This is a genomic window from Streptomyces sp. NPDC104226 (assembly GCF_055584085.1).
This window is the reverse complement of record NZ_JBVJMS010000010.1, coordinates 244,651-269,710: the sequence shown is the minus strand read 5'-3', so window position 1 is coordinate 269,710 and position 25,060 is coordinate 244,651. Positions and strand designations below refer to the sequence as shown.

23 protein-coding genes are annotated in these 25,060 nt (G+C 71.1%); 16 read left to right on the top strand and 7 right to left on the bottom strand.

What is annotated here, in order from left to right; genetic code table 11:
- The first annotated feature begins 345 nt into the window (after nucleotides 1–345).
- The gene (locus tag ACZ60J_RS29795; RefSeq protein ID WP_469686568.1) at nucleotides 346–1,953 is read left to right on the top strand and encodes a PP2C family protein-serine/threonine phosphatase; all 1,608 of its coding nucleotides are present in this window, start codon (nucleotides 346–348) and stop codon (nucleotides 1,951–1,953) included.
- Nucleotides 1,954–2,126: 173 nt separating this feature from the next.
- Nucleotides 2,127–3,593 carry an aminopeptidase P family protein gene (locus ACZ60J_RS29790; RefSeq protein ID WP_469686566.1) on the top strand — a complete coding sequence of 489 codons (1,467 nt, stop codon included), beginning with the start codon at nucleotides 2,127–2,129 and terminating at the stop codon, nucleotides 3,591–3,593.
- A gap of 60 nt (nucleotides 3,594–3,653) precedes the next feature.
- On the opposite strand, the gene ACZ60J_RS29785 is transcribed toward ACZ60J_RS29790, so the two are convergent.
- A complete protein-coding gene (locus tag ACZ60J_RS29785; protein WP_469686565.1) occupies nucleotides 3,654–4,142 on the bottom strand; it encodes an ATP-binding protein in 489 nt (162 codons plus the stop codon).
- A gap of 210 nt (nucleotides 4,143–4,352) precedes the next feature.
- Between ACZ60J_RS29785 and ACZ60J_RS29780 the strand changes: the two genes are divergently transcribed.
- The 9 genes from ACZ60J_RS29780 (at nucleotide 4,353) to ACZ60J_RS29740 (ending at nucleotide 14,263) form a co-directional block, all read left to right on the top strand.
- Nucleotides 4,353–5,171: a hypothetical protein gene (locus ACZ60J_RS29780; protein ID WP_469686563.1), complete on the top strand. Its 819-nt coding sequence runs from the start codon at nucleotides 4,353–4,355 to the stop codon at nucleotides 5,169–5,171.
- Between the two features lie 110 nt (nucleotides 5,172–5,281).
- Nucleotides 5,282–6,007 (top strand): YcnI family copper-binding membrane protein, encoded by a 726-nt coding sequence (locus ACZ60J_RS29775; protein WP_469686562.1) that lies wholly within the window; start codon nucleotides 5,282–5,284, stop codon nucleotides 6,005–6,007.
- A gap of 137 nt (nucleotides 6,008–6,144) precedes the next feature.
- Entirely contained in the window at nucleotides 6,145–6,798 is a 654-nt protein-coding gene (locus ACZ60J_RS29770) for an SCO family protein (RefSeq protein WP_469686560.1), read from the top strand.
- On the top strand, nucleotides 6,795–7,292 hold the full coding sequence (locus ACZ60J_RS29765) for a copper chaperone PCu(A)C (RefSeq protein ID WP_469686558.1): 498 nt from the start codon (nucleotides 6,795–6,797) through the stop codon (nucleotides 7,290–7,292). Before ACZ60J_RS29770 ends, ACZ60J_RS29765 begins: the two co-directional genes overlap by 4 nt.
- 22 nt (nucleotides 7,293–7,314) lie before the next feature.
- Entirely contained in the window at nucleotides 7,315–9,351 is a 2,037-nt protein-coding gene (locus ACZ60J_RS29760) for a copper resistance CopC/CopD family protein (protein WP_469686556.1), read from the top strand.
- A 71-nt stretch (nucleotides 9,352–9,422) separates the two neighbouring features.
- Nucleotides 9,423–10,664 (top strand): iron uptake transporter deferrochelatase/peroxidase subunit, encoded by a 1,242-nt coding sequence (efeB, locus tag ACZ60J_RS29755; protein ID WP_469686773.1) that lies wholly within the window; start codon nucleotides 9,423–9,425, stop codon nucleotides 10,662–10,664.
- A 42-nt stretch (nucleotides 10,665–10,706) separates the two neighbouring features.
- Entirely contained in the window at nucleotides 10,707–11,651 is a 945-nt protein-coding gene (gene pheA / locus ACZ60J_RS29750; RefSeq protein WP_469686555.1) for a prephenate dehydratase, read from the top strand.
- Between the two features lie 525 nt (nucleotides 11,652–12,176).
- Nucleotides 12,177–13,454: a serine--tRNA ligase gene (serS, locus tag ACZ60J_RS29745; RefSeq protein ID WP_469686553.1), complete on the top strand. Its 1,278-nt coding sequence runs from the start codon at nucleotides 12,177–12,179 to the stop codon at nucleotides 13,452–13,454.
- Nucleotides 13,451–14,263 (top strand): HAD family hydrolase, encoded by an 813-nt coding sequence (locus ACZ60J_RS29740; protein WP_469686551.1) that lies wholly within the window; start codon nucleotides 13,451–13,453, stop codon nucleotides 14,261–14,263. Before serS ends, ACZ60J_RS29740 begins: the two co-directional genes overlap by 4 nt.
- A gap of 141 nt (nucleotides 14,264–14,404) precedes the next feature.
- On the opposite strand, the gene ACZ60J_RS29735 is transcribed toward ACZ60J_RS29740, so the two are convergent.
- From ACZ60J_RS29735 to ACZ60J_RS29715, 5 genes are all read right to left on the bottom strand, one after another.
- Complete coding sequence (locus tag ACZ60J_RS29735; RefSeq protein WP_469686549.1) at nucleotides 14,405–15,046, bottom strand: rhomboid-like protein; 642 nt, start codon at nucleotides 15,044–15,046, stop codon at nucleotides 14,405–14,407.
- A gap of 113 nt (nucleotides 15,047–15,159) precedes the next feature.
- On the bottom strand, nucleotides 15,160–15,879 hold the full coding sequence (locus ACZ60J_RS29730; protein WP_250738572.1) for an ABC transporter permease: 720 nt from the start codon (nucleotides 15,877–15,879) through the stop codon (nucleotides 15,160–15,162).
- Between the two features lie 14 nt (nucleotides 15,880–15,893).
- Entirely contained in the window at nucleotides 15,894–16,805 is a 912-nt protein-coding gene (locus tag ACZ60J_RS29725; RefSeq protein ID WP_469686547.1) for an ABC transporter ATP-binding protein, read from the bottom strand.
- Nucleotides 16,802–17,689, bottom strand: a complete 888-nt coding sequence (locus ACZ60J_RS29720; RefSeq protein WP_469686545.1) for an ABC transporter permease subunit — start codon at nucleotides 17,687–17,689, stop codon at nucleotides 16,802–16,804. The genes ACZ60J_RS29725 and ACZ60J_RS29720 overlap by 4 nt, the downstream gene beginning before the upstream one ends.
- Complete coding sequence (locus tag ACZ60J_RS29715) at nucleotides 17,679–18,716, bottom strand: ABC transporter ATP-binding protein (RefSeq protein WP_469686543.1); 1,038 nt, start codon at nucleotides 18,714–18,716, stop codon at nucleotides 17,679–17,681. The genes ACZ60J_RS29720 and ACZ60J_RS29715 overlap by 11 nt, the downstream gene beginning before the upstream one ends.
- A gap of 227 nt (nucleotides 18,717–18,943) precedes the next feature.
- On the opposite strand from ACZ60J_RS29715, the gene ACZ60J_RS29710 reads away from it, so the two are divergent.
- The 4 genes from ACZ60J_RS29710 to ACZ60J_RS29695 are packed head-to-tail and all read left to right on the top strand — an operon-like array spanning nucleotide 18,944 to nucleotide 23,442.
- Complete coding sequence (locus tag ACZ60J_RS29710; RefSeq protein WP_469686541.1) at nucleotides 18,944–19,813, top strand: M24 family metallopeptidase; 870 nt, start codon at nucleotides 18,944–18,946, stop codon at nucleotides 19,811–19,813.
- A 5-nt stretch (nucleotides 19,814–19,818) separates the two neighbouring features.
- Entirely contained in the window at nucleotides 19,819–21,591 is a 1,773-nt protein-coding gene (locus tag ACZ60J_RS29705; protein ID WP_469686771.1) for an SDR family oxidoreductase, read from the top strand.
- Nucleotides 21,588–22,517 (top strand): metal-dependent hydrolase, encoded by a 930-nt coding sequence (locus ACZ60J_RS29700; protein ID WP_469686539.1) that lies wholly within the window; start codon nucleotides 21,588–21,590, stop codon nucleotides 22,515–22,517. Before ACZ60J_RS29705 ends, ACZ60J_RS29700 begins: the two co-directional genes overlap by 4 nt.
- Before the next feature lie 10 nt (nucleotides 22,518–22,527).
- Nucleotides 22,528–23,442, top strand: a complete 915-nt coding sequence (locus tag ACZ60J_RS29695) for a MerR family transcriptional regulator (protein ID WP_469686537.1) — start codon at nucleotides 22,528–22,530, stop codon at nucleotides 23,440–23,442.
- 105 nt (nucleotides 23,443–23,547) lie between these two features.
- Here the strand turns inward: ACZ60J_RS29695 and ACZ60J_RS29690 are convergent, their stop codons facing one another.
- Complete coding sequence (locus ACZ60J_RS29690) at nucleotides 23,548–24,372, bottom strand: aquaporin (protein ID WP_469686535.1); 825 nt, start codon at nucleotides 24,370–24,372, stop codon at nucleotides 23,548–23,550.
- Between the two features lie 135 nt (nucleotides 24,373–24,507).
- Between ACZ60J_RS29690 and ACZ60J_RS29685 the strand changes: the two genes are divergently transcribed.
- Nucleotides 24,508–25,047 (top strand): RNA 2'-phosphotransferase, encoded by a 540-nt coding sequence (locus tag ACZ60J_RS29685; RefSeq protein WP_469686533.1) that lies wholly within the window; start codon nucleotides 24,508–24,510, stop codon nucleotides 25,045–25,047.
- Nucleotides 25,048–25,060 lie beyond the last annotated feature (13 nt).

Here is a 25,060-nt window from a genome sequence, read left to right as displayed (position 1 = left end):
CCACACGTACACGTTTCGCGTCACTGTCCGCTTGAAGCAGGTTCACACGGTTCGTGCAGTTTTCGTACGGGTCCATGAAACGTCCGTCGGGGGCGGTACGCGACCCGGGACCGCGCGGGGGACGGCTGTCGTCGATGGGGACGACGGGCCGTGCCCGACGGTTCCCGGCGGGCACCGGGCTGCGCCAACTCTCCCCGGGTGCAACCGATTACGTACCCGGACCGGCCGACTGACTCGCCCAGTCGACCGCAAAAACCGTCCGCTTCCCGCTTTTTCCGGCCAAGTTCTAGCCCTGACCGGACAGTGAGTTGCCGCCCCACGGACACCAGGATTCCCACCTGGGCAATGCTGGACATCGCTCCTCGTGTGCGTGTAGATGTGGATTCATTGATAGCGGCGCAGCATGATCTGGGGGTTTGCGATGCTATATGGCGAATCGCACCAGCTGGAAAGGCGGACGCCATGAGCGCCCCGCATCTGCCGAAAGTGGCTGGAATCGATCCAGCTGCCACAGCGTCCCCGCACACTGTGGCGCCCACACCGGTGCCCACGGCCACGTCCACACCGACGAGCCCGCGAACGACCCACGCCCCGGCGCAGGGACCCGCTGCGAGCTCCGTCATCCAGGACCGTCTCGCGGGCATGGTCTCCGACCTCACCACCCTCCACGAGCTCACCGAGCGGCTCGCCCGCGCCGCTGACCTCACCTCCTCCCTCCAGGAGTTCCTGCGGGCGGGCGCGACCCTCGTCGGCGCCCGGCGCGGCCTGATCGTCCTGGAGCCCTCCGACGGACTCGGCCCCACCAGCACGATCGGCCTCGGGCTCGGCCACGCCGACCTCGGCCACATCGAGACGGTGCCGCGCAGCGCCACCTCCTACGGCCGCATCCTCGACGGTCTGCCCGACGCCCACGGCGGCTCGGAGGTCCTGCCCGAGCCCGGCACCACCCCCGGTACCGGCGCCGGCGGGTACGCCACCCCCGTCGACCCCCGCCACCGCGAGGTCGCCGCCCGACTCGGCTACGCCGCCAGCTACGCGCTGCCGCTGACCGCCGAAGCCACGGGCCGGCTCGGCGCGGCCGTCTGGCTCTACGACGAACAGGCCGAGCCGAGCGACCGCCAGCGCGACCTGGCCGGGCTCTACGTCCGGCACGCCTCCGAGCACCTGGCCCGGATGCTGGAGGTGGAACGCGCCCGCACCAGCCTGGCCACCGTCGCCGAGGAACTGCTGCCCAGCCGGCTCCCCCGGATCTCCGGGGTCCAGCTCGCCGCCCGGCACCACACCGGCCCGCACGGCGGAGGCGACTGGTACGACGCACTGCCGCTGCCGGAAGGCGCCCTCGGCCTGGCCGTGGGCTCCGTCACCGGCTCGGGGCCGAGCGCCGTCGCCGCCATGGGCCGGCTGCGCGCCTCGCTGCGCGCGTACGCCGTCATGGAGGGCGAGGACCCCGTCGCCGTCCTCTCCGACCTGGAACTGCTGCTGCGCCTGACCGAGCCCGCGCGCTCGGCGACCGCGCTGTTCGCCTACTGCGAGCCCGCCGGGGGCCCGAACGCGAACGGCCGGGGGAGGAAGCTCATCCTGGCCGGGGCCGGGCACGCCCCGCCGCTGCTGATCGGCGAGCGGCGCACCGAGTACGTGGAGACCACCCTCTCCGCACCGCTCGGAATGCTGTCCTGCTGGGAGGCCCCGAGCGTGGAGATCGAGCCCGCGCCCGGAGAAACGGTGCTGCTCTACACGGACGGGCTGCTCCGGCGCACCGGGGACCCGATGGACCGGGCGTACGCGCGGCTGCACGCCGCCGCCGCGGGGATCCCCCGTAGCGCCCGCGAGGACCCGGCCGCCATCTGCGACCACATCCTGCGCACGGTGCTGCCGGACGGCGACGGGGACGGCGCCGTGGCCCCGGCGGACGCCTCGGAGGACATCGTGCTGCTCGCGGCACGTTTCGAGTGAGCAGAGACGCCTTCGGGACGAGACGCAGCGATACGAGGCGATGAGGGACGGGACGTGTGACCGTGTGGCCCGGTTTGGCGGATATGTCACACGACCCGTCGGGGGGCGTCCGCTCACCCATACGATGGATGAGGTCCATACCCGGTCCGTGTCCGCCGTACTGAGGAGAAGACGTGGCTGACGAGCTCACCCCGGAGACCCCGGAAGAAGAGCAGCCCAAGAAGAAGCACAAGCAGCGCAAGAACGGGCTGTACCCGGGCGTCAGCGAAGAGCTCGCCGCGAGCATGCGCACCGGCTGGGCCGACACCGAGCTGCACGGGCTGGAGCCGATCGCCCAGGCCGCACACACCGCAGCCCGCCGCTCCGCACTGTCCCGGCGCTTCCCCGGTGAGCGCCTCGTCGTCCCCGCCGGACGGCTGAAGACGCGCTCGAACGACACCGAGTACCCCTTCCGCGCCTCGACCGAGTACGCGTACCTCACCGGCGACCAGACCGAGAACGGCGTCCTGGTCCTGGAGCCCGCGGGGGAGACCGGCCACCACGCCACCGTCTACCTGCTGCCCCGCTCCGACCGTGAGAACGGCGAGTTCTGGCTCTCCGGCAGCGGCGAGCTGTGGGTCGGCCGCCGCCACTCCCTCGCGGAGGCCGAGCAGCTGCTGGGCATCCCGGCCCGGGACGTGCGCAAGCTTCCCGAGGAGCTGGCCGAGGCCGCGGGCCCGGTCCGCACCGTCCGCGGGCACGACTCCGTCATCGAGGCGGCCCTGACCGACAAGGTCACCAAGGAGCGCGACGAGGAGCTGCGCGTCTACCTCTCCGAGGCACGCGCCGTGAAGGACGCCTTCGAGATCGGCGAACTGCAGAAGGCCGTCGACTCCACCGTCCGCGGCTTCGAGGACGTCGTGAAGGTGCTCGACAAGGCCGAGGCCACCTCCGAGCGCTACATCGAGGGCACCTTCTTCCTGCGCGCCCGCGTCGAGGGCAACGACGTCGGCTACGGCTCCATCTGCGCCGCCGGCCCGCACGCCTGCACCCTGCACTGGGTCCGCAACGACGGCGACGTCCGCTCGGGCGACCTGCTGCTGCTCGACGCCGGTGTGGAGACCCACTCCCTCTACACGGCCGACGTCACGCGCACGCTGCCGATCAGCGGCACGTACACCGACATCCAGCGCAAGATCTACGACGCGGTCTACGCCTCCCAGGAAGCCGGCATCGCCGCCGTCAAGCCGGGCGCGAAGTTCCGCGACTTCCACGACGCCTCGCAGCACGTGCTCGCCGAGAAGCTCGTCGAGTGGGGTCTGCTGGAGGGACCGGTCGAGCGTGTCCTGGAGCTGGGTCTGCAGCGCCGCTGGACCCTGCACGGCACCGGCCACATGCTCGGCATGGACGTCCACGACTGCGCCGCCGCGCGCACCGAGGCGTACGTCGACGGCACGCTGGAGCCCGGGATGTGCCTGACGGTCGAGCCCGGTCTGTACTTCCAGGCCGACGACCTGACCGTTCCCGAGGAGTACCGCGGCATCGGCGTCCGGATCGAGGACGACATCCTCGTCACCGAGGACGGCAACCGGAACCTGTCGGCCGGGCTGCCCCGCACCTCGGACGAGGTCGAGGCCTGGATGGCGCGGCTCAAGGGCTGACGCCACCGCTCGTACGCGCCGATGGGCGGGACCCGCCACGGGTCCCGCCCATCGGCGCGTCTACGAGACCCTCAGCAGGGAGTCGTCCCGCCACTTCAGCATCTTGTCGAAGCTGACCACGGCGCCCCGGCCGGGCCGGTTGCGGAAGCGGACGTGGTCGGCGAGTTCCTCGATCAGGTGCAGGCCCCGGCCGTGCTCGGCCAGGGACGGTCTGCGGCGGGCCACGGTCGCGGCCGGGAACCCCGGACCCGAGTCGCTCACCTCGATGCGACAGCGGTCCCCGTCCAGATAGGCCGTGACGTGGTACGCCCCGGTCCCGTCCGGGGATCCGCCGTCCCAGGACGCACCGCCCGCGCCGTCGGATCGCGGGGCGGCCTCGCAGCCGCCGTGCTCCACGGCATTCGCGCACGCCTCGCTCAGCGCCACCGACAGGTCGAAGGAGATGTCCGGGTCCACCCCCGCGGTCTCCATCGTCCCCAACAGCAGTCGCCTCGCGAGGGGCACACTCGCTGCTTCGCGCCTCAAGTGGAGAGACCACCAGATGCTCATACGGTTACCTATTGCCGCCCGGGGCCGGGGCTAAGCCCCTGAGGACCGACAGAGCCCTCGTTCGGCCGACGCGGCGCTCCCGGGCGCCGGTGTATGCCAGGTCGGGCCGGTGTGGGCGGGGTGGGGCCGGGCATCCGTGCGCGGGAATGCAAACCGGCTGTCGCACCTGCCGTATGCGGCGCCTAAGGCCAGTGCGATGATGGCCCGGCCATGACTGCCCCCCACGCGACGCAGGCCGGACCCGGCCTCAGGCTGATCCGGACCGCGGTGTTCACCGCGGTCTGTGTCGTGCTGTCCGCGGTCGGGCACGCACTGGCCTCCTGCGCGACGGTGCCCTGGTGGTCCCTCTGCGCCGGCTTCCTCACCGTCTTCGCGGTGGCCGCCCCGCTCGCGGGACGCCGCCGCTCGCTGCCCGGCATCGCCGCCGCGCTGGCGGGCGGACAGCTCGCGCTGCACACCCTGTTCGGCCTCGGCCAGCACACCGCCGCCCCGGCGGGCGGCAGCACCTCCTCGGAGACCTCGCTCGCGGCGCTCGCCGCCCAGCTGGTCTGCGGGGGCAACTCCGTCCCGATCCACCCGTCGGATGCCCGGCGGATCGTGGAGAGCGCCGGACTGGACCCGGACGCCGTGGCCGCTCAGGCCGGGGCGCCGGGCCACCTGGCCCACGCCCACCTGGGGCAGGGCCTGGTGGAACCGGCCGGCGGATCGATGGGTCTGCTCAGCCCGGCCATGCTGATCGGGCACCTGCTGGCCGCACTCGCCGCAGGCTGGCTGCTCGGGCGCGGCGACGCCGCGCTGTTCCGCCTCCTCGAACTGTCCCGGCTCTCCGCCGGAGCCGGACCGGTGCGCCCGCTGCGTGCCGCGCTGGCCTACGTACGAGCCCTCGGCGCGGGCCTTCCGGGCCTGCCCGCACGTACCCCGTGGGCAGCGGGTGACGGGACCGGCCCCGCACGATCCACGGGCCGGGACGCACTCCAGCACACGGTGACCAGGCGCGGGCCGCCCACGGCGTTCGCCCTCGCAGCCTGAAGCGGCACCTCTCCTCCCCGGGACTCACGACGGGAGCACCGGTGCCGCGACCTCCGTGCGCGCCGCGCCCGGAGCAACCGTCACCACAGCTTCCGTGGAGTGTTTCTGCCGTGAAGACCTCTCGCGTCTCCTTCGCCGCCGCCCTCGCCGCCGGTTCCGTCCTCCTCCTCTCCGGTACCGCCTTCGCCCACGTCGGCGTGCAGCCCGTCGGGGAGGCCGCCAAGGGCGGCTACGCGACGCTCAACTTCAAGGTCCCCAACGAGCGCGACAACGCGGCGACCACGCAGCTCGAGGTCAACTTCCCCGTGGACCAGCCGCTCACGTCCGTCATGCCGCAGGACATCCCCGGCTGGACGTCCACGGTCGAGAAGACCAAGCTCGACAAGCCGCTCACCGTGCACGGCAAGCAGGTCAACGAGGTCGTCACCAAGGTGACCTGGACCGGCGGCAAGATCGAGTCCGGCAAGTTCCAGCAGTTCCCGGTCTCCGTCGGCAAGCTCCCCGAGAACGCCGACCAGATGGTCTTCAAGGCGATCCAGACCTACGACAACGGCGAGGTCGTCCGCTGGATCGAGGAGCCCAAGGAAGGCGCCGCCGAACCGCAGACCCCGGCGCCCGTCCTGAAGCTGACCGCCGCCGGCGCCGACCACCACGACACCGCTGCCAAGAAGCCGGCGGACGAGGCGAAGAACTCCGACTCCCACGAGGACGGCCACGACTCGGCCGCCGCCAAGAGCGGATCCGACACGACCGCGCGGGCCCTCGGCGTCGCCGGCATCGTGATCGGACTCGGTGGCGTGGCCTTCGGCGTCGCCTCGCGCCGCCGCACCTCCTGACCACCCGATCTCCCGGGCGCCCGGCCTTCCGCGTGCCCGGCCCTTCCCACCTGACGATCCTGCGCAGCCGGCCGGTCCTCCGGTCCGGCCGGGCTCGCGGATCCACCCGTACCACCCCCGATCTCAGGGACTTCCCCATGCGCACCACACGTGTGACGCTCGCCGCCCTCGTGGCGGCGGCCGCCCTCACCCTCACCGCCTGCGGTGGTGAACCGGCCAAGAACGGCCAGGTCACCCAGATCAGCGAGAACCAGGCGAAAGCCGGGTCCGCCACCGTGCTCGACCGCCCCTTCGACAAGCCGGACGTCGTCCTCACGGACACCACCGGCAAGCCGTGGAACCTGCGCGAGCAGACCAAGGGCAAGCCGACGCTCATCTACTTCGGCTACACCCACTGCCCCGACGTGTGCCCCCTGACGATGAGCAACGTCGCCGTCGCCAAGAAGGCACTTCCCAAGGCCGATCAGGACAACCTCCGGATCGTCTTCATCACCACCGACCCCGAACGGGACACTCCCGAGTCGCTCGGCGCGTGGCTCAAGGGCCTGGACCCGGCCTTCACCGGGCTGACCGGTGACTTCGCCACCATCCAGGCCGCCGCGCGCACGCTCGGCATCGGCATCGAGGCCCCCACCAAGGACGCGAACGGCAACGTCGTCTCCATGCACGGTGCTCAGGTCATCGCCTTCTCGCCCAAGACCGACGAGGGATACCTCCTCTACGGCGAGAGCACCACCGTCGATGACTACACCAAGGACCTGCCGAAGATCGTCAAGGGAGAGAACCCGTGAACGCCCGCACCACCCGCACCCTCGCAGCCGCCCTCTCCCTGACGGCCGCGCTCGCCATATCCGGCTGCTCTTCCGACTCCGGGTCCGCGTCCGCTTCCGGTGACGTGCCGAAGCTGACCGTCAGCGGCGGCTACATGCCGGAGCCCGTGAACGACCAGATGGCCGGCGCGTTCATGGTCATCAAGAACGACTCCAAGACGGCCGACAAGCTGACCGGCGCCACGAGCACGCTCTCCGACGACCTGCAGATCCACGAGACCAAGGATCAGAAGATGCAGCAGGTGCAGTCCATGGACGTGCCCGCCAACGGAGAACTGAAGCTGGAGCGCGGCGGCAACCACGTCATGTTCATGGGGCTCAAGAACACCCCCAAGGTCGGCGACAAGGTCACCGTCGAACTGCGCTTCGAGAAGTCCGGCCCGGTCAAGGTCGAGCTGGACGTCAAGGAGCGGACGTACAAGGCTCCGACATCCACTGACGGCACCGCCCACTGACGGACCGAGGGACTGACACGCCATGACGGCCACCGCCCCGACCCCATCCACGACCCGCGTCCGCGCCACGGCACTCCTGCCGCGGCTCACGCTGGTCCTCGCCGCACTGCTGGCAGCCTTCTTCGCCGCTGCCGCGCCGGCCTCGGCACACGCCGCGCTGACCGCGAGCGACCCCACGGACGGGGCGGTGGTCGCCGCGGCGCCCGCCCAGATCACGCTCTCCTTCTCGGAAGGGGTCGCCATGAACGGCGACTCCATCCGCGTCCTGGACCCACAGGGCAAGCGCGTCGACACCGGTGAACTGCGCGACCTCTGCAGCGGCAGCCTCATCCGCTACGGCACCGCCCTGCGCCCGGGACAGCCGGACGGCACCTACACCGTCGCCTGGCAGGCCATCTCCGCGGACAGCCATCCGATCTCCGGCGCCTTCACCTTCTCCATCGGAGCCCCCTCCGAGACCGCCGTCTCGCTGCCCTCCCGGACGGCCGGAGACGGGCCCGTCGCCGTCGCCTACGGCATCGCGCGCTACGTGGCCTACGCCGGGTTCGCCGTGCTCGTCGGCGCCGCCGCCTTCATCCTCCTGTGCTGGCGCCGGGGCGCCGCGCAGCGGCCGATGCAGAAGCTGGTCGTACGGGCCTGGGTGGCGCTCACCGTGGCCACCCTGGTGATGCTGCTGCTCCGCAACCCGTACACCGGGTCGGGGAACTTCGCCGACGCCTTCGACCTGGCCGGGCTGAAGGCGGTCCTGGAGACCAAGTCCGGCGCCTCGCTCGTCTCGCGACTGCTCCTCCTCGGCGCCGCCGCACTGTTCATCACCGTGCTGTTCGGCTCCTACGCCCGGCGCCACACGTCGGACGGCTCGGACGGGTCGGACGGGTCGGACGGCTCGGTCGCTTCGGGGACCTCCGGTGGCTCCGAGGCCGCCAGTGCCTCCGACGAGGACGCCAAGGGGGAGAGCGACCTCGTCTTCGGGCTCGGCATCGGCGGGACCGTCGTCGCGGGCGGTATCGCCGCCACCTGGGCGCTGTCCGAGCACGCCTCCACCGGCATCCAGCCCGCCCTCGCCATGCCCGTCGACATCCTCCACCTGCTGGCCGTCGCCGTGTGGCTCGGCGGACTCACCGCGCTGCTCGTCGCGCTCCACAAGGTCCCCGGGATCGAGCGCACGGCCATCCGGCGCTTCTCCACCGTCGCCTTCAGCAGCGTCGTGGTCCTGGCCTGCACCGGCACCTACCAGGCCTGGCGCCAGGTGGGCAGCTGGTCCGCACTGACCGGAACCGACTACGGCCGGCTGCTGCTCGTCAAGATCGGCCTTGTCGCCGTCGTCGTGGCCATCGCCTACACCTCCCGGAAGTGGACCTCCCGGCTGGCCGGAGGCCGGGACGAGACCGGGGCGGAGGGGGAGGTCGCCTCCGATGTTTCACGTGAAACATCGACCGTGACGGTCGCCCCGGCCTCCACCACCGCCGACACCGGTGCCTCCGACCCCCGGCGTGCCGCGCAGCTCGCACGGCAGAGCGCCGCCCGGCGCACCGCGCGGGAGAAGCAGGCGCGTGACGCCGACCCGGACCGCACCGGCCTGCGCCGTTCCGTCCTCGCCGAGGCAGGTGTCGCCGTGGTCCTGCTGGCCGTCACCACCATCCTCACCAGCACCGAGCCCGGCCGCGCCGCGGAGCTGGAGGTCGGCCGCGGATCCACCGCCACGGCCGTTCCCGACCGCGCGGTCAAGGTCACCCTGCCTTTCGACACCGGCGGCCAGAACGGCAAGGGCTCGGTCCGGCTCCAGCTGGACCCGGGCCGCGTCGGCGCGAACACGCTCCACGTGTGGGCCGAGACCCCCGACGGCAAACCGCTCGACCTGCCCGAGCTCAAGGTGTCGTTCACCTTGGAAGCCAAGGAGGTCGGTCCCCTTCCGGTCCTGCCCGAGCGCGCCGCACCCGGGCACTGGACCGCATCGGGCGTCCAGCTTCCGCTGACCGGCGACTGGCGGATCGACGTGACCATCCGCACCTCCGACATCGACCAGACGACCGTCCAGAAGAACGTGAAGATCGGCTGACCAGCGTGACCCAGAACAGCGCCCCCACCGAAAGCACTGCGAGCAGCGAGGGCAGCACCGGGCTCCCCGGCATCGAGATCTCCCGGCGCCGCCTGCTGGGCACGGTCGGCGCCGCGGGCGCGGCCGGGCTCGCGCTCGGCGCCGCCGGCGGGGCCCTCGTGCAGTCCGAGGTGTCCGGGTCCGGGACGGCGGGCTCCGGCGGCGCTCCCGGCAGCCTCGGTGCCACCCGGGTCGACTTCCACGGGGATCACCAGGCCGGCATCACCACGCCCCTCCAGGCCAAGGGGCACGTACTGGCCTTCGACCTGGCGCCAGGAGCCGGACGTACCGAGGCGGCCGCCCTGATGCGGCGCTGGTCCGACACCGCGCGGCGGCTGACGGCGGGCGAGACCGCACCGGTCGGCGACACCGGCATCGCCCTCGGCTCCGGCCCCTCCTCCCTCACGGTGACCTTCGGCTTCGGCCACTCCTTCTTCGAGCGCACCGGACTCACCGCGCGCCGACCCGCTGCCCTCGACCCGCTTCCGGACTTCTCCGCCGACCGCCTCGACGCCCAGCGCAGCAACGGCGACCTGTGGGTCCAGATCGGCTCGGACGACGCACTGGTCGCCTTCCATGCCCTGCGCGCGCTGCAGAAGGACGCCGGAGAGGCGGCCCGGCCGCGCTGGCAGATGAACGGCTTCAACCGCTCTCCGGGCGCCACCGCCTCCCCCATGACGGCCCGCAACCTCATGGGCCAGGTCGACGGCACCAACAACCCGAAGCCCGCCGAAGCCGACTTCGACCGGCGGATCTTCGTCCAGGGGACCGTGCCCCCGGAGCACGCCTGGATGGTCGGGGGTTCGTACGCCGTCGTACGCCGTATCCGCATGCTCCTCGACCACTGGGACCAGCAGTCACTGGCCCAGCAGGAGCAGGTCATCGGGCGTACGAAGGCCACCGGCGCCCCGCTGACCGGAGGCGACGAGACCACCGCCCCGGCTCTCGACAAGATCGGGGCCGACGGAAAGCCCGTCATCGCCTCCAATGCGCACGCCCGCATCTCCGCGCCCGCGCAGAACGGTGGAGCGGCCATGCTCCGGCGTCCCTTCTCCTTCCACGACGGGATCGACGCCGACGGGACCCCCGACGCCGGGCTCCTCTTCATCTGCTGGCAGGCCGACCCGTCCCGCGGTTTCGTCCCCGTCCAGCGCAAGCTCGACCGCGGCGACGCCCTGTCGGAGTTCATCCGGCACGAGTCGAGCGGCCTGTACGCGGTGCCGCCCGGGGCACGCGCCGGGGAGTACGTGGGGCAACGGCTGCTCGAAGGGTGAACAGCCCAGGTCGCGTCCGGGCCCCGGCATTAGGCTGATCGCATGTCGGCCACCCGCTTCACCTATCTCGGTCCCGAAGGCACGTTCACCGAAGCCGCCCTTCGCACCCTCCCCGAAGCCGCGACCCGGGAACTCGTCCCGATGGTCTCGGTCCCGGCAGCCCTGGACGCCGTGCGCAACGGTGAGGCCGCGGCTGCCCTGGTCCCGATCGAGAACTCGGTGGAGGGCGGGGTCACCTCGACCCTGGACGAGCTGGCCGGCGGCGTTCCGCTGATGATCTACCGCGAGGTGCTGCTCCCGATCGCGTTCGCGCTGCTGGTGCGGCCCGGGACCAAGCTGTCGGACGTCAAGACCGTCACCGGGCACCCGGTCGCCCAGCCGCAGGTGCGCAACTGGCTGCGGTCAAACCTGCCCGACGCCCTGTGGGAGTCGGCGGCGTCCAATGCCGACGGTGCCCGGCTGGTCCAGGAGGGCCGCTTCGACGCCGCCTTCGCGGGCGAGTTCGCGGCCGCCACCTACGGACTGGTCCCGCTCGTCACCGAGATCCACGACGCGCAGAACGCGGAGACCCGCTTCGTGCTCGTCGGGCGTCCCGCCCGCCCGGCCGCGCCGACCGGCGCCGACAAGACCTCCGTCGTGCTGTGGATGGGCGACGACCGCCCCGGTGCACTGCTGGAGCTGCTCCAGGAGTTCGCCGTCCGCGGGGTGAACCTGATGCTGATCCAGTCCCGGCCGACGGGTGCGGGGATCGGCAACTACTGCTTCGCCGTCGACGCCGAGGGCCACATCTCCGACCGCCGGGTCGGAGAGGCCCTCATGGGCCTCAAGCGCACCTGCCCCCAGATCCGGTTCCTCGGCTCCTACCCGCGCGCCGGTGTCGCACAGGGTGACGTCCAGGCCGTCCAGACCACCCGGCCCGGAACCTCCGACGGGGACTTCACCGCGGCCTCGGACTGGCTGACGCGTTGCCTCGACGGGCGCCCCTGACACTCCCTGGTTGTCCACAGAGTTATCCACAGGGATCGGTGTGGACCTGGGGACAAGTCGACAGAGCAGCACGACAAGGTCGACAAATCGGTCGGGGGGCGCAGGTTTCGCGCTGACGAGCGGGAGGTGAACGACGTCACCCCTGCATCACCGATCAACTCTTTGGGGCGAGTCATTCCCACCCGAATGAGTGTGTGAGGGTGGTTTGAACCCTGATGGGGCTCGCTCGCTCCACAGTCGGGATTGATCTATTCCTGTGTCCACAGATCCGGCGCACAGCCTGTGGATAAGCCGGTCGCCTGGGGAATTCCTGTGGACAAGGAAGCCCCTCCACTCCTGCTCAGGGGCTGTCCGATCACTGCCGCTCTGTCCCTTTTCGGGGAATGGAGCCGGTTTATCAACCCCTACGGAAGGGCCGCTTCCAGCCTCCCGTCGGAAGTTTTCCATTCGCGGCAATTAGGGCAAAGCGACACGCAGCGTGATATCGGTGCGTCCCCCGGAAGCCCGGCCCGGTAGCCTGGAGGGGTGATTGACCTCCGGCTGCTCCGTGAAGACCCTGACCGTGTCCGCGCCTCGCAGCGCGCCCGTGGAGAGGACGTCGCCCTCGTCGACGCACTGCTCTCCGCCGACGAGCGCCGCAGGTCCTCCGGCATGCGATTCGACGAACTCCGCAACGAGCAGAAGTCGCTCGGCAAGCTCATCCCCAAGGCCTCTCCGGAGGAGCGGGCCGAGCTGCTGAAGAAGGCCGATCAGCTCAAGCAGGACGTGAAGGCCGCCGAGGCCGAGCAGAACGAGGCGGACGAAGCCGCCAAGCAGCTCCTCCTGCGACTCGGCAACATCGTCCACACCGACGTGCCCGTCGGCGGCGAGGAGGACTTCGTCGTCCTCGAGACGCACGGCACCATCCGCGACTTCGGCGCCGAGGGCTTCGAGCCCAAGGACCACCTGGAGCTCGGCGAATCCCTGGGCGCCATCGACGTCGAGCGCGGCGCCAAGGTCTCCGGCTCGCGCTTCTACTACCTCACCGGTGTCGGCGCCCTGCTGGAGCTCGCCCTCGTCAACGCGGCCATCGCACAGGCCACCGAGGCCGGCTTCACCCCGATGCTCACCCCCGCGCTGGTCCGCCCGCGCGCCATGGAGGGCACCGGCTTCCTCGGCCAGGCCGCGGAGAACGTCTACCACCTGGAGGGCGACGACCTCTATCTGGTCGGCACCTCCGAGGTCCCGCTCGCCGCGTACCACATGGACGAGATCATCGACGCGGACAAGCTGCCGCTGCGCTACGCCGGCTTCTCCCCGTGCTTCCGCCGCGAGGCCGGGACGTACGGCAAGGACACCCGCGGCATCTTCCGCGTCCACCAGTTCGACAAGGTCGAGATGTTCTCGTACGTCGCGCCGGAGGACGCCGAGGCCGAGCACCAGCGGCTCCTGGACTGGGAGAAGCAGTGGCTGACCAGCCTGGAGCTGCCCTTCCAGGTCATCGACGTGGCCACCGGCGACCTGGGCGCCTCCGCCTCCCGCAAGTTCGACTGCGAGGCGTGGATCCCCACCCAGGGCAAGTACCGCGAGCTGACCTCCGCCTCGAACTGTGACGGCTTCCAGGCCCGCCGCCTGTCGGTCCGCTACCGCGACGGCAAGAAGACCGCTCCGCTCTCCACCCTGAACGGAACGCTGTGCGCGGTCCCGCGCACGATCGTCGCGATCCTGGAGAACCACCAGCAGGCCGACGGCACGGTCCGGGTTCCCCCGGTGCTCCGGCCCTACCTCGGCGGTCGGGAAATCCTGGAGCCGATCGCCAAGTGAGCACGGCCCCGTTCCCGTACAAGCTCGTCGCGACCGACCTCGACGGGACGCTGCTCCGCGGCGACGACACCGTCTCGGAGCGCACCCGTGAGGCGCTCCTCGCGGCCACCGCGGCGGGCGCAGCGCACATCATCGTCACCGGCCGCGCCGTGCCGTGGACCCGTCACGTCCTCGATGACCTCGGCTACAAGGGCATCGCCGTCTGCGGACAGGGCGCGCAGGTCTACGACGCGGGTGCGCACCGGCTGCTGACCTCGGTGACGCTCGACCGGAAGCTCGCCGCGCTGGCGCTGGAGAAGATCGAGGCCGAGGTCGGTCCGCTGGCGCTCGCCGCCAGCCGGGACGGAGTCGAGGGCGAGGTGCTCTTCGGCCCCGGCTACAAGGTCCAGGAGGGCCTTCCCGCGCTCTACCTGGAGGACACCGCCGAGGTCTGGTCGGCTCCGCTGAACAAGCTGTACATCCAGCACCCGGAGCTGGACGAGGACGCCCTCGTCCAGGTGGCCCGGGCCACCGTGGGCAGCCTGGTCGGCGTCGTCATGGCCGGTCCGGGCATCGTGGAGATCCTGCCGCTGGGGCTGACGAAGGCCACCGGCCTCTCGCTGGCCGCGCGCCGGCTGGGGGTGAAGGCGGCCGAGACGATCGCCTTCGGCGACATGCCCAACGACATACCGATGTTCGGCTGGGCCGCGCACGGAGTGGCGATGGCCAACGCGCACCCGGAGCTCAAGGCCGTGGCGGACGAGGTCACCACCTCCAACGAGGAGGACGGCATCGCCGTGGTCCTGGAACGTCTGCTGGGCGCCGCGTAACCGAGCGGAAGACCGGAGGAAGGTCCGGAACGGCCCGCGCCGCGAGGCGCGCTCGAAGTGGCCGTTCCGGACCTTCTTGTTTCTCCCCGCACGGCTCACTCTGCCCCCGTCGCACGCCTCGTACCAGTGATTTTCCGTCCGTCAGCCGGGGTTCCGGCGGGGGTTCGGGTACCGGGTCAGCGGCCAGGCGAGGAGGCCGACGGCGAGTGCGATGGCGTGGCCGAAGTCGGTGAAGGTGCCGTCGCTGACGAGCGGGAGTCCGAAGAAGGCCACGGTCCCGGCCAGGTAGAACCAGCGCCAGGGGCCGGGCAGGCGGTACGTCAGTACCCCGATGGCGGTCGCGAGTCCGTAGCTGACGCCGATGTCGACGACGTGGACCATGCTGCGCGGGGCGCGGTGGTCCTGGATGGCCATCAGGACCAGCTTCTGGCTGATCAGCGTGGCCGTGATGTGTCCGGTCGCGATGATGAACAGCCAGCGCAGGGTGCCGAGCCAGCGCTCGACGTTGGCCTGGAAGACCTCGAAGAGGACGAAGTAGAGCGGGAGCGAGGCGGGGTCCTCGATCCAGAACGCGCTGCTGAGCAGCGCCCGTATGGGGTGGCGGGCGAGCTCGTGGATGTTGCTGCTGTTGCGGTGGAGCAGGACGTGTTCGAGATGGTCGGGCACGATCACGACCACGATGCTGGTGACCACGATGATCAGCAGCCAGATGTGGGTGCCGGGCGCGGAGCGTATCCAGGACCGCACTGGTCTGGACGGCTCGGGCTCGGGGTGCTCGATCATGCACCGATGATCTCTCGCAAAGCTGTGCCCCGCCTGGCCGGTGGGCCGGGCGGGGCACTGTTTCACGTGAAACATCCGCTGCCGGCACCCTCGTGGGCGCCGGTGCGGAGGTCCTACTCCTCGCCCGCCAGGGTCAGGCGGCGGAGCTTCTGTCCGGCGTAGAAGGTGGCGCCGACGGTGACCGCGACGAGCAGGATCACCGCGGTGGGCAGCCCGACGGTGGCGTCCACGTACCCCTCGCCCGCGACCTTCTGCGCGAGGGCCAGCGACCACTGCTGGACGCTGAGGGTCTTGGCACCGTCGACGAGGCTGCCGAAGAGCGACTCCCAGATCAGGGCGTAGACCAGGCCGAAGACGACCGCGTGCCGGCTGACGGTGCCCAGCAGCAGGAACAGGGCGCTGTAGGCGACCGAGGCGACGAGGGCGGCGACGGTGTAGGCGACGGCGATCTGCTGGCCGTTGCCGTTGAGGATGAAGCCGGCGATCAGGGTGGGGATCGCGGAGAAGACCATGGTGACGGCGATCGCGACGGTCAGCTTCGTCAGGATGATCGTCGGGCGCTTCACCGGCTTCGAGAGCAGGTAGACGATCGAGCCGTCGTCGATCTCCGGGCCGATGGCGCCGGTACCGGCGATGACGCCGATCAGCGGGACCATCGTCGCCAGGGCGAAACCGCCGAGGAGGTCGGCGGCGACCTTGTCGTCGAGGCCCGTGAAGGCGCGGACAGCAATGGAGATGGCGATCAGCAGGACGGGCAGCGCGCAGAGGATCAGCGCGCGGCGGCGGCCGAGGAGGGCCCGGTAGGTGAGCCGGGCAACGGTGGGGTTGTACATGGGTGCCAGCTCCTTCAGGCCGTGACGAGGTAGGAGAAGACCGACTCGAGGGACTCGTCGGAAGGCGAGACCGTCAGCAGCCGGACGCCGTGCTCGCGGGCGACCCGCGGCAGCAGCTGGGTGAAGCGCCCGAAGTCGACGGCCTGGATGCGCAGGGCGCCTTCCTTGAGGTCCACCTCGATCCCGGCGGTGGACGGGTCGGCGATCAGGGCCGCGGCGAGGGCCCGGTCGTCGGAGGAGCGGACGAGGTAGCGGTGCGGGCGGTCCGTCATCAGGCGGCGGATCTTGCGGAAGTCGCCGGAGGCTGCGTGCCGGCCGGCCACGACCACCTCGATGTGGGAGGCGAGCTGTTCGACCTCCTCCAGGATGTGCGAGGAGAACAGCACGGTGCGGCCGTCGTCGCCCATCCGCCGCAGCAGATCCATGAGCTGCATGCGCTGGCGCGGGTCCATGCCGTTGAAGGGCTCGTCGAGCAGCAGCACGGACGGGTCGTGGACCAGGGCGGAGGCCATCTTCACGCGCTGGCGCATGCCCTTGGAGTACGTGGAGATCTTGCGGTCCTGCGCGTACTCCATCTCGACCGTGGCCAGGGCTCGCTGGGCGGCCGCCTCGTCGAGACCGTGGAGTTCGGCGTTGGCGACGACGAACTCCTTGCCGGTGAGGAAGTCGTACATGGCCTCGCGCTCGGGCACGACACCGATCTGCTTGTAGACCTGCTCGTTCTGCCAGATCGGGGTGCCGTCGAGGGTGACGGTGCCCGTGGAGGGGGCGAGGAAGCCGCCCATCATGTTGATGAGGGTGGACTTGCCGGCTCCGTTGGGGCCGAGCAGGCCGGTGACTCCGGGACCGATGCGCATGGTCACGTCGTTGACGGCGACGACGTTCCCGAACCAGCGGGAGGTGTGGTCGATGTCGATGATGCTCACAGCCCGGCCTTCCGGTAGCGGGCCATCAGGGCGGCGTAGGAGCCGGCGATGAGGCCGAGGATGACGAGCAGGTAGACGAAACCGACGGCGCCGGAGGGACCCTCGCTGCCGGGGAAGCCGGAGTCGGCGCCGAGGAAGGCGGTCTGCAGGCCGTCGATGAGGCTCATCGGGGAGAACAGGCCCAGCCACTCGATCCCGCCGGTCGAGCCGGTCTCGTAGGCGATGGCCTGGACGGCGGACACGGCGCCGTAGGGGATCAGGAGCACGGCGATGATGGCGGCGACGCCGAAGCCGCGGCGCGGGGTGAGCGCGGCCATGACCAGGCCGAGGCCGGAGAAGAGCAGCGACAGCAGCAGTACCGACACCAGTGCCTGCCCGAATCCCTTGGTCTGGTCGGCGAAGTCGAACTTCGCCAGGAGCGAGCCGATCCACATGATCAGCAGCGGGGTGGCCGTGAGGATGAACAGGGCCGAGGCCATGGCCGCGAACTTGGCCAGGACGTAGTCGACGCGCTCGATGGGCCGCGAGAAGTAGAGCGGCACCGTCTTGAACCGCAGGTCTCGCGAGACGGACTGCGGTGCCTGCGACGCGAGGTAGAGGTAGACGATCACCTGGGTGGTCATCGCGTACGTCGTGTACTTGATCGGCAGGGAGGTGGAGCCGGGCACCGTGATGGCGACGGCGACGAGGATCAGCGCGGGAACGCACATCACCGCGAAGAGCAGCATCGGCAGCACCTTGGACTTGGCCGAGCGGCCGAGTCCGTAGGCGCCGCGCAGGGACTGCGCGAAGAGCGACTTGCGGGCGTAGGAGCGGCCGAGCCGGGGGCCGTCGTAGGACCGGTAGCCGATGTTGTGGATCTGGGTCGAGGTGTCAGGCGCCATCGGAACCGGCTCCCTTCTGCTGGGTGGCGGCCCAGGCGGCGGCCTGGGCGGACTGGGCTGCGAACTGCTGGGCCCGGGCGGCCGCCGCGTCGCTGTCGCGGAAGACCTCGGCGATGTGGTGGCGGCGCTGTTCCATGCGGACCAGACCGATGCCGAGATCGGCCACCGTGTCGCGGACGGTGTCGTACGTGGCCTCGCCGGTGGCTTCGACGAGGAGGATGTGGCCGGCTCCGGGCAGGCCCTCCTCCTCGCCCGCGTGCAGGGTCACTCCCGCCTCGGTGAGCGCCTTGCGCAGGGCGGCGGTGCCGTCCGGGTGGGCGTCGGAGTCGGTGACCTCGACCGCGAGGGTCGTGGTGGTCTGGGTGAAGTCGCTGGTGGAGCTGGAGCGCAGCAGTTTGCCGCCGTCGACGACCACGACGTGGTCGCAGGTCCGCTCCAGCTCGCCGAGCAGGTGGGAGGTGACCAGGACCGAGATGCCGAAGTCGGTGTAGACGCGGCGGATCAGGCCGAGCATCTCGTCGCGGCCGACCGGGTCGAGGCCGTTGGTGGGCTCGTCGAGGAGCACCAGTTGCGGGTCGTGGACCAGCGCCTGGGCGAGTTTGACGCGCTGCTTCATGCCCGTGGAGTAGCCGCCGATGGGGCGGTAGCGCTCCTCGTACAGCCCCACGTGGCGCAGGGTGTCCGCGGTGCGCTCACGGGCGGCGGTCGGCGGGAGCCCGGACATGCGCGCCATGTGCACGACGAACTCGGTGGCCGAGACGTCGGGGGGCAGGCAGTCGTGTTCGGGCATGTAGCCGACCCGCTCGCGGATCGCGCTGCCGTGGGTGGCCACGTCGAGTCCGAGCACGGCGGCGGTGCCCTCGGTGGCGGGGGACAGTCCCAGCAGGATCTTGATCAGCGTGGACTTGCCGGCTCCGTTGGCGCCCACGAGCCCGGTCACTCCGGGGCCGATGTCCAGGGAGAGCCGGTCGAGGGCGGTCACTCGGGGGTACCGCTTGCTCAGGCTTTCGGTCGCGATGACAGTCACGGGAACGACGTTAGTGGCGCGCCGGGTCCGGATCGTCAGACCTGGAGCTCGATCCTTTCTCCGCCTTCAGGACTACAGACCCCGACATAAGGCTGACGTAGGGCTGATGCGTACCGGACAAGTTTGTCCACAGGTCCGTGCACGGGCCTTGACGTGATCTCCGGTCATTGTCACATTCATCAGTGTCAAGTTACGGGCGCGTACGGCTACATGGACGGACGGCTGGCATGGCTGGGGACACCAGGCAACGCACGAAGCGGCGCACCACCGAGCTCTCCGCGGAGCTGCGCGGGTTCAAGGAGGTGCAGCGCCTCTCCTACGAGTGCGCGGAGGCCGTGGCGGCGCAGCTGCGCCCCGGAGTGACCGAGCGCGAGGCCGCGCGGATGCAGCGCGACTGGCTGCGCGAGCGCGGGGTGCGGGACTGGTTCCACATGCCGTTCGCGTGGTTCGGGGACCGGACCGCCTTCACCGGCTTCAAGATCCCCCTGCAGTTCTTCCCGACGAACCGGGCCCTGGAGCCGGGGATGCCGTTCATCCTCGACATGGCCCCGGTCTACAAGGGCCACACCGCGGACATCGGGTACTCGGGCAGCCTCGGCCTCAACCCGGTGCAGGACCGGCTCATGTCCGACCTTCAGGCGCACCGCGCGCTGATCCTCGACCAGGTCCGCGAGCGCCGCTCCCTGCGCGAGATCTACGAGGAGGTGGAGCGGCTGATGATCGCCCAGGGGTACACCAACCGGCACCGGGCCTACCCCTTCGGCGTCATCGCGCACAAGATAGACCGGGTCAAGGAGCGGAGCTGGGCACCGACCGCGTTCGGGTTCGGCACCCAGGCCCTGAAGGGGCTGGCCTCCGATGCCCTGCGCGGCCACCGCGAGGGCTGGTCCCCCCTGTGGAGCCCGTACCGCTTCTCCGACCACCCGCCCCAGCCCGGCCTGTGGGCGGTGGAGCCGCACCTGGGCTTCCGGGGCACCGGCGCGAAGTTCGAGGAGATCCTGGTCGTCACCGACTCCCGGGACCCCGAGGAGAGCGCGTACTGGCTGGACGACGATCTGCCGCACGTGCGGCGCTGGGCTGAGGAGAAGGCGGCATGAGCGCAATGACGGACGCGGGCCTGACGGGCGGGCGCGAGCGCTGGGTGAGCACCGGCGGGGTCGAGCTGTGCGTCGTCGAACTCGGCGACGCACAGCGGCCGACGGTCGTCCTGGTGCACGGGTACCCGGACAGCAAGGAGGTCTGGTCGCAAGTCGCCGAGCAGCTGGCCTCCCGGTTCCACGTCGTGCTCTACGACGTGCGGGGGCACGGGCGCTCCTCGGCCCCGCAGCCGCTGCGCGGCGGGTTCACTCTGGAGAAGCTGACCGACGACTTCCTCGCGGTCGTGGACGCGGTCAGCCCGGACCGCCCGGTGCACCTGGTCGGCCACGACTGGGGCTCCGTACAGGGCTGGGAGTTCGCGACGGTCGCCCGGACCGAGGGCCGGATCGCCTCCTTCACCTCGATGTCGGGGCCCTCCCTGGACCACTTCGGGCACTGGATAAAGAAGCGGATGGCCCGGCCCACCCCGCGGCGGGCGGCCCAGCTGCTGAACCAGGGCGCCAAGTCCTGGTACGTGTACATGCTGCACACCCCCGTGCTGCCGGAGCTCGCCTGGCGCGGACCGCTCGGCAAGCGCTGGCCGAAGGTACTGGAGCGGATCGAGCAGGTCCCGGCCGGGGACTACCCCACCGCCTCCCTGCCCTCCGACGCCGCGCACGGCGCCTGGCTCTACCGGGACAACGTCCGGGCGCGGCTGCGCCGGCCGCGCGCCGACGCGTACGCACACGTACCGGTGCAGCTGATCACCCCCACCGGGGACGCCTTCCTCTCCGAGCGGCTCTACGACGATCTGGAGCTGTGGGCCCCCGACCTGGTGCGGCGCACCCTGCCGGCCAAGCACTGGGTGCCGCGGACCCGGCCCGACCAGCTGGCCGCGTGGATCACCGAGTTCGTCGGTTCCCGGGAGGAGCCCGCCGTGCGGGCGCCGGAGCAGAAGGCTCCGGGCCGGTACGCCGACCGTTTCGGCGGCCAGTTGGTCCTGGTCACCGGGGCAGCCAGTGGCATCGGCCGGGCCACCGCCTTCGCGTTCGCCGAGGCCGGCGCCCGGGTGGTGTGCGTGGACCGGGACGCCGAGGGCGCTGCCCGCACCGCCGACATGGCGCGGCTGGTCGGCTCGCCGGAGGCCTGGGGCGAGTGCGTAGACGTCAGCGACGAGCAGGCCATGGAGAAGCTCGCCGAGAAGGTCGCCTCCGAGTACGGGATCGTGGACGTCCTGGTCAACAACGCCGGGGTGGGCCTGTCGGGCTCGTTCCTGGACACGAGCGCCGAGGACTGGAAGAAGGTCCTCGACGTCAACCTGTGGGGCGTCATCCACGGCTGCCGGCTGTTCGGCAGGCAGATGGCCGAGCGCGGGCAGGGCGGCCACATCGTCAACACCGCTTCCGCCGCCGCCTACCTGCCGTCCAGGACGCTGCCTGCGTACAGCACCTCCAAGGCGGCGGTGCTGATGCTCAGCGAGTGCCTGCGGGCCGAGCTGGCGTCGAAGTCGATCGGGGTGTCGGCGATCTGCCCCGGCATCGTCAACACCAACATCACCGCCACCTCCCGCTTCGCCGGAGTGGACGAGGCCGAGGAGAAGCGGCGCCAGCAGAAGTCCTCGCGCCTCTACGGGCTGCGCAACTTCCCGCCGGAGAAGGTCGCCGACGCGATCCTCCTCGCGGTCGTGAAGAACCAGGCCGTGGTCCCGGTGACCCCCGAGTCCAAGGGCGCCCTGTGGATGTCCCGGTTCGCGCCGGGGACCCTGCGGCGGTTCGCGAAACTGGAGCCCAGGCTGTGAGCGGGGCGGCGGACGCGGGCCGGGCCGGCGCCCGGTACGCGATCGCCCCGCGCCGGGTGGCCTTCGACTGGAAGACCACCCCGCTGCACTGGATACCGGACGAGCCCACCGCCACCCACGTCATCAACGTGCTGCACCTGCTGCTGCCGGCCGGCGAGCGGTGGTTCGTGAAGGTCTTCAAAGAGGGCCTGCCCCTGGTCACGGACCCGAAGCTGCGCAGCGACGTGAAGGGTTTCATGGGCCAGGAGGCCACGCACAGCGTGCAGCACTCCGTCGTGCTGGAGCACCTCGCCGAACAGCGGCTGCCCACCGAGGCGTACACGAAGTACGTGGACTTCCTCTTCGAGAAGCTGCTCGGGGAGACCCCGCCCTTCGGGGCTCCGGTCACGGCGCAGGAGTGGCTGCGCTTCCGGCTCTCGCTGATCGCCGCGATCGAGCAGTTCACGGCGGTCCTCGGGGACTGGGTGCTCGGCGCCGAGGGACTGGACGCGGCCGGAGCGGACGAGGTCATGCTCGACCTGCTGCGCTGGCACGGCGCCGAGGAGGTGGAGCACCGGTCCGTCGCCTTCGACATGTACCAGCACTGCGGAGGCGCGGGCCTGCCCCGCTACCTCCGGCGCATCGAGGGCATGGCCGTGGTCGCGCCCGTCCTGGCCTGGCTGTGGATCGCGGGGGCCTCGTACCTGCTGCGCAACGACCCCGAACTGCGGGGAGGGACCCGCTATTCGCTGCGCGAGCACCACCGGGCCGTGGCCAAGGGTCTGCTGCCCACGTGGAGAGAGCTCGGCATGGCCATACCCCGCTACCTGCGGCGGTCGTACCATCCCTCGCAGGAGGGCTCGCTGCGCAGGGCGGTCGAGTACCTCGCGGCTTCGCCCGCAGCCCGGTCAGCTGCGGGCGCGGTCGGCCGAGCCGCCATGTCGTAGGGAGCCGGGATTGTCCGAGCAGGCAGTAGCCGAGTACCGGATCGAGGATCTGGCGCACCACAGCGGTGCGACCGTCCGCACGATCCGGGCGTACCAGGACCGCGGTCTGCTGCCGAAGCCGGAGCGACGAGGCCGTTCCAACGTCTACCGGGACACGCACCTGGCGCGGCTGCGCCAGATCGCCGACCTGCTGGACCGCGGTTACACCCTGGCCTCCATCAAGGAACTGCTGGAGGCCTGGGACGCGGGCCGCGGGCTCGGCGGTGTGCTCGGGCTGGTGGCCGAGGTGCACGGGCCGTGGACGGACGAGGAAGCGGCCCGGATAAGCCGGGACGAGCTGAACGAACGGTTCGGCGGCAAGCCGGACGACGAGGCCGTCGGCGAGGCCTGCGAACTGGGCGTGCTGGAGCGGATCCCGGGGCGCCCGGACCAGTTCCTCGTACCGTCCCCGCAGGAGCTGTCCGTGGCCGCCGAGCTGTACGCGGCGGGGGTCCCGCTGCCCGCGATCACCGGTCATCTGCGGGAGTTGCGCGGCCAGGTGGAGCTGATCGCCTCGCGCTTCCTGGAGTTCACCACGGAGCACGTCTTCGCCCGGTACCTGGGGGCCGTCCCGCCGACGGACTCCGATGCGGCCGAGGCGGCGACGATGGTACGGAGACTGCGGCCCCTGGCCCAGCAGACGGTGGACGCGGAGCTGGCGCGGGCGATGCGCCTCTTCGCGACCCGGCACCTGCAGCAGCACCTCGGGGCCGTCGGAACCCCTCAGCCGTCCGGGCCGGCCCCGGTGGCGCTGCCCGCGGAGACCGTGCGGGCGGTGCAGGAGCTGGTGGGGCCCGACCATGTGGCGGAGTTCGTCCGGGCCGCCACGGAACGGGAGTTGCAGGCCCGGACGATGAACGATCTGGCCAGCCGGGGCGGCCGGTAGTGCTCGCTCAGTAGTCCACAGGTCGGATCACGCTTTTGTCGCCGAAACCGGCGCAAAGGGCTGTGGACAAGTCCGGCCGACCTGTGGGGAAACCATCCCGGAGGGTCAGCTGACGGCCTGGTACGCCGTTCCGGGCGTGCTGGTTTCGGCCACCGGGGTGACGGTGGTGGTGGCGACCTCGGTGGCAGCGGCCCCGGTGGTGCCGGCTCCCGCGGCGGTGGCTCCGGCGGTGTCGGCGACCGCCCGGCGGGTGCTCCCGTAGAGCACGGCCGCGAGGACCAGGCCGAGCATCCCGCCGACGAGCTGGGCGGCGACGAACCCCGGCAGCGACTGCGGGGCGATGCCGGTGAAGGAGTCGCTGAAGCTGCGCCCGATGGTGCCGGCCGGGTTCGCGAAGGACCCGGAGGAGGTGAACCAGATCGCGGCGGCGATGTAGGCGGCGACCGCGGCCGGGATCAGCTTCGGCCGGCCGATGCGGCCGAGGCCCTGGATCACCAGGACCAGTCCGGCGGTGGCCACGACCTCGCCGACGAGCAGGTGCCCGCCGTCGCGCACCTGGGTGGAGAAGGCTCCGGGGATGCGGCCGAACATCGCTTCCGCGAGGACCGCGCCGCCTATGGCCCCGGCGGTCTGGGCCGCCACGTAGGCCAGGGCTTCCCGGCCTGCGAGCCCTTCGCCGCCGGTGCGCCGGCCCCACCAGGCCGTGAGGGTGACCACCGGGTTGAGGTGGGCGCCCGAGAGCGGCCCGAAGAGCGTGATGATCAGCCCGAGTCCGATGGCCGAGGCGAGCGAGTTGGCGACCAGGGCCACCCCCGTGTCGGAGGTGAGCGACGCGGCCTGGATTCCCGATCCGATGACGACCACGAGGAGGGCGGCGGTGCCGACGAGCTCGGCGGTCGCACGCCGCGACAGAGACGCACTGTTTGTCATACTTTTCTTCCCCTTGAGTGGCAGTTCAGCGGAAAATGTATTCCGTATCTTGGAAACGCGATAGAGGGAGTCCAGGTTGGGGAGAACGGCGAAAATTCGCTGCGCCGGACCCGGCCGAGCCGTCACGCTGGGCGAATGGATGACAAGCGCACCGTCAAGGTGTCCAAATACGTCTCGAAACACCTCCGGCATCAGCCGGAACGCATCGGACTGGTGCTCGATCCGCACGGCTGGGTGGAGATCGACGATCTCCTGAGCGCCGCGGCCGCCCACCACTTCCCGATCAGCCGGGCCGAGCTCGACCACGTGGTCGCCGCCAACGACAAGCAGCGGTTCGCCGTCGACGGCAGCCGGATCCGCGCCAGCCAGGGCCACACCGTCCCCGTGGACCTGGACCTGCCGGAGGCCGAACCGCCCGCGTACCTCTACCACGGCACCGTCGCGGCCGCCCTGGACGCGATCCGCGCCGAAGGGCTGTGTCCGATGGCCCGCCACCACGTCCACCTCTCCCCGGACCGGGAGACCGCGACCCGCGTCGGCGCACGCCGCGGCCGGCCGGTCGTCCTCGCCGTGGACGCGGGGGCGATGCGCGCCGCGGGGCACGTCTTCCGGGTCAGCGCCAATGGGGTGTGGCTGGCGGAGTCGGTACCGCCGCAATTCCTGCGGTTCCAATAAGCCGGAGAAGCCC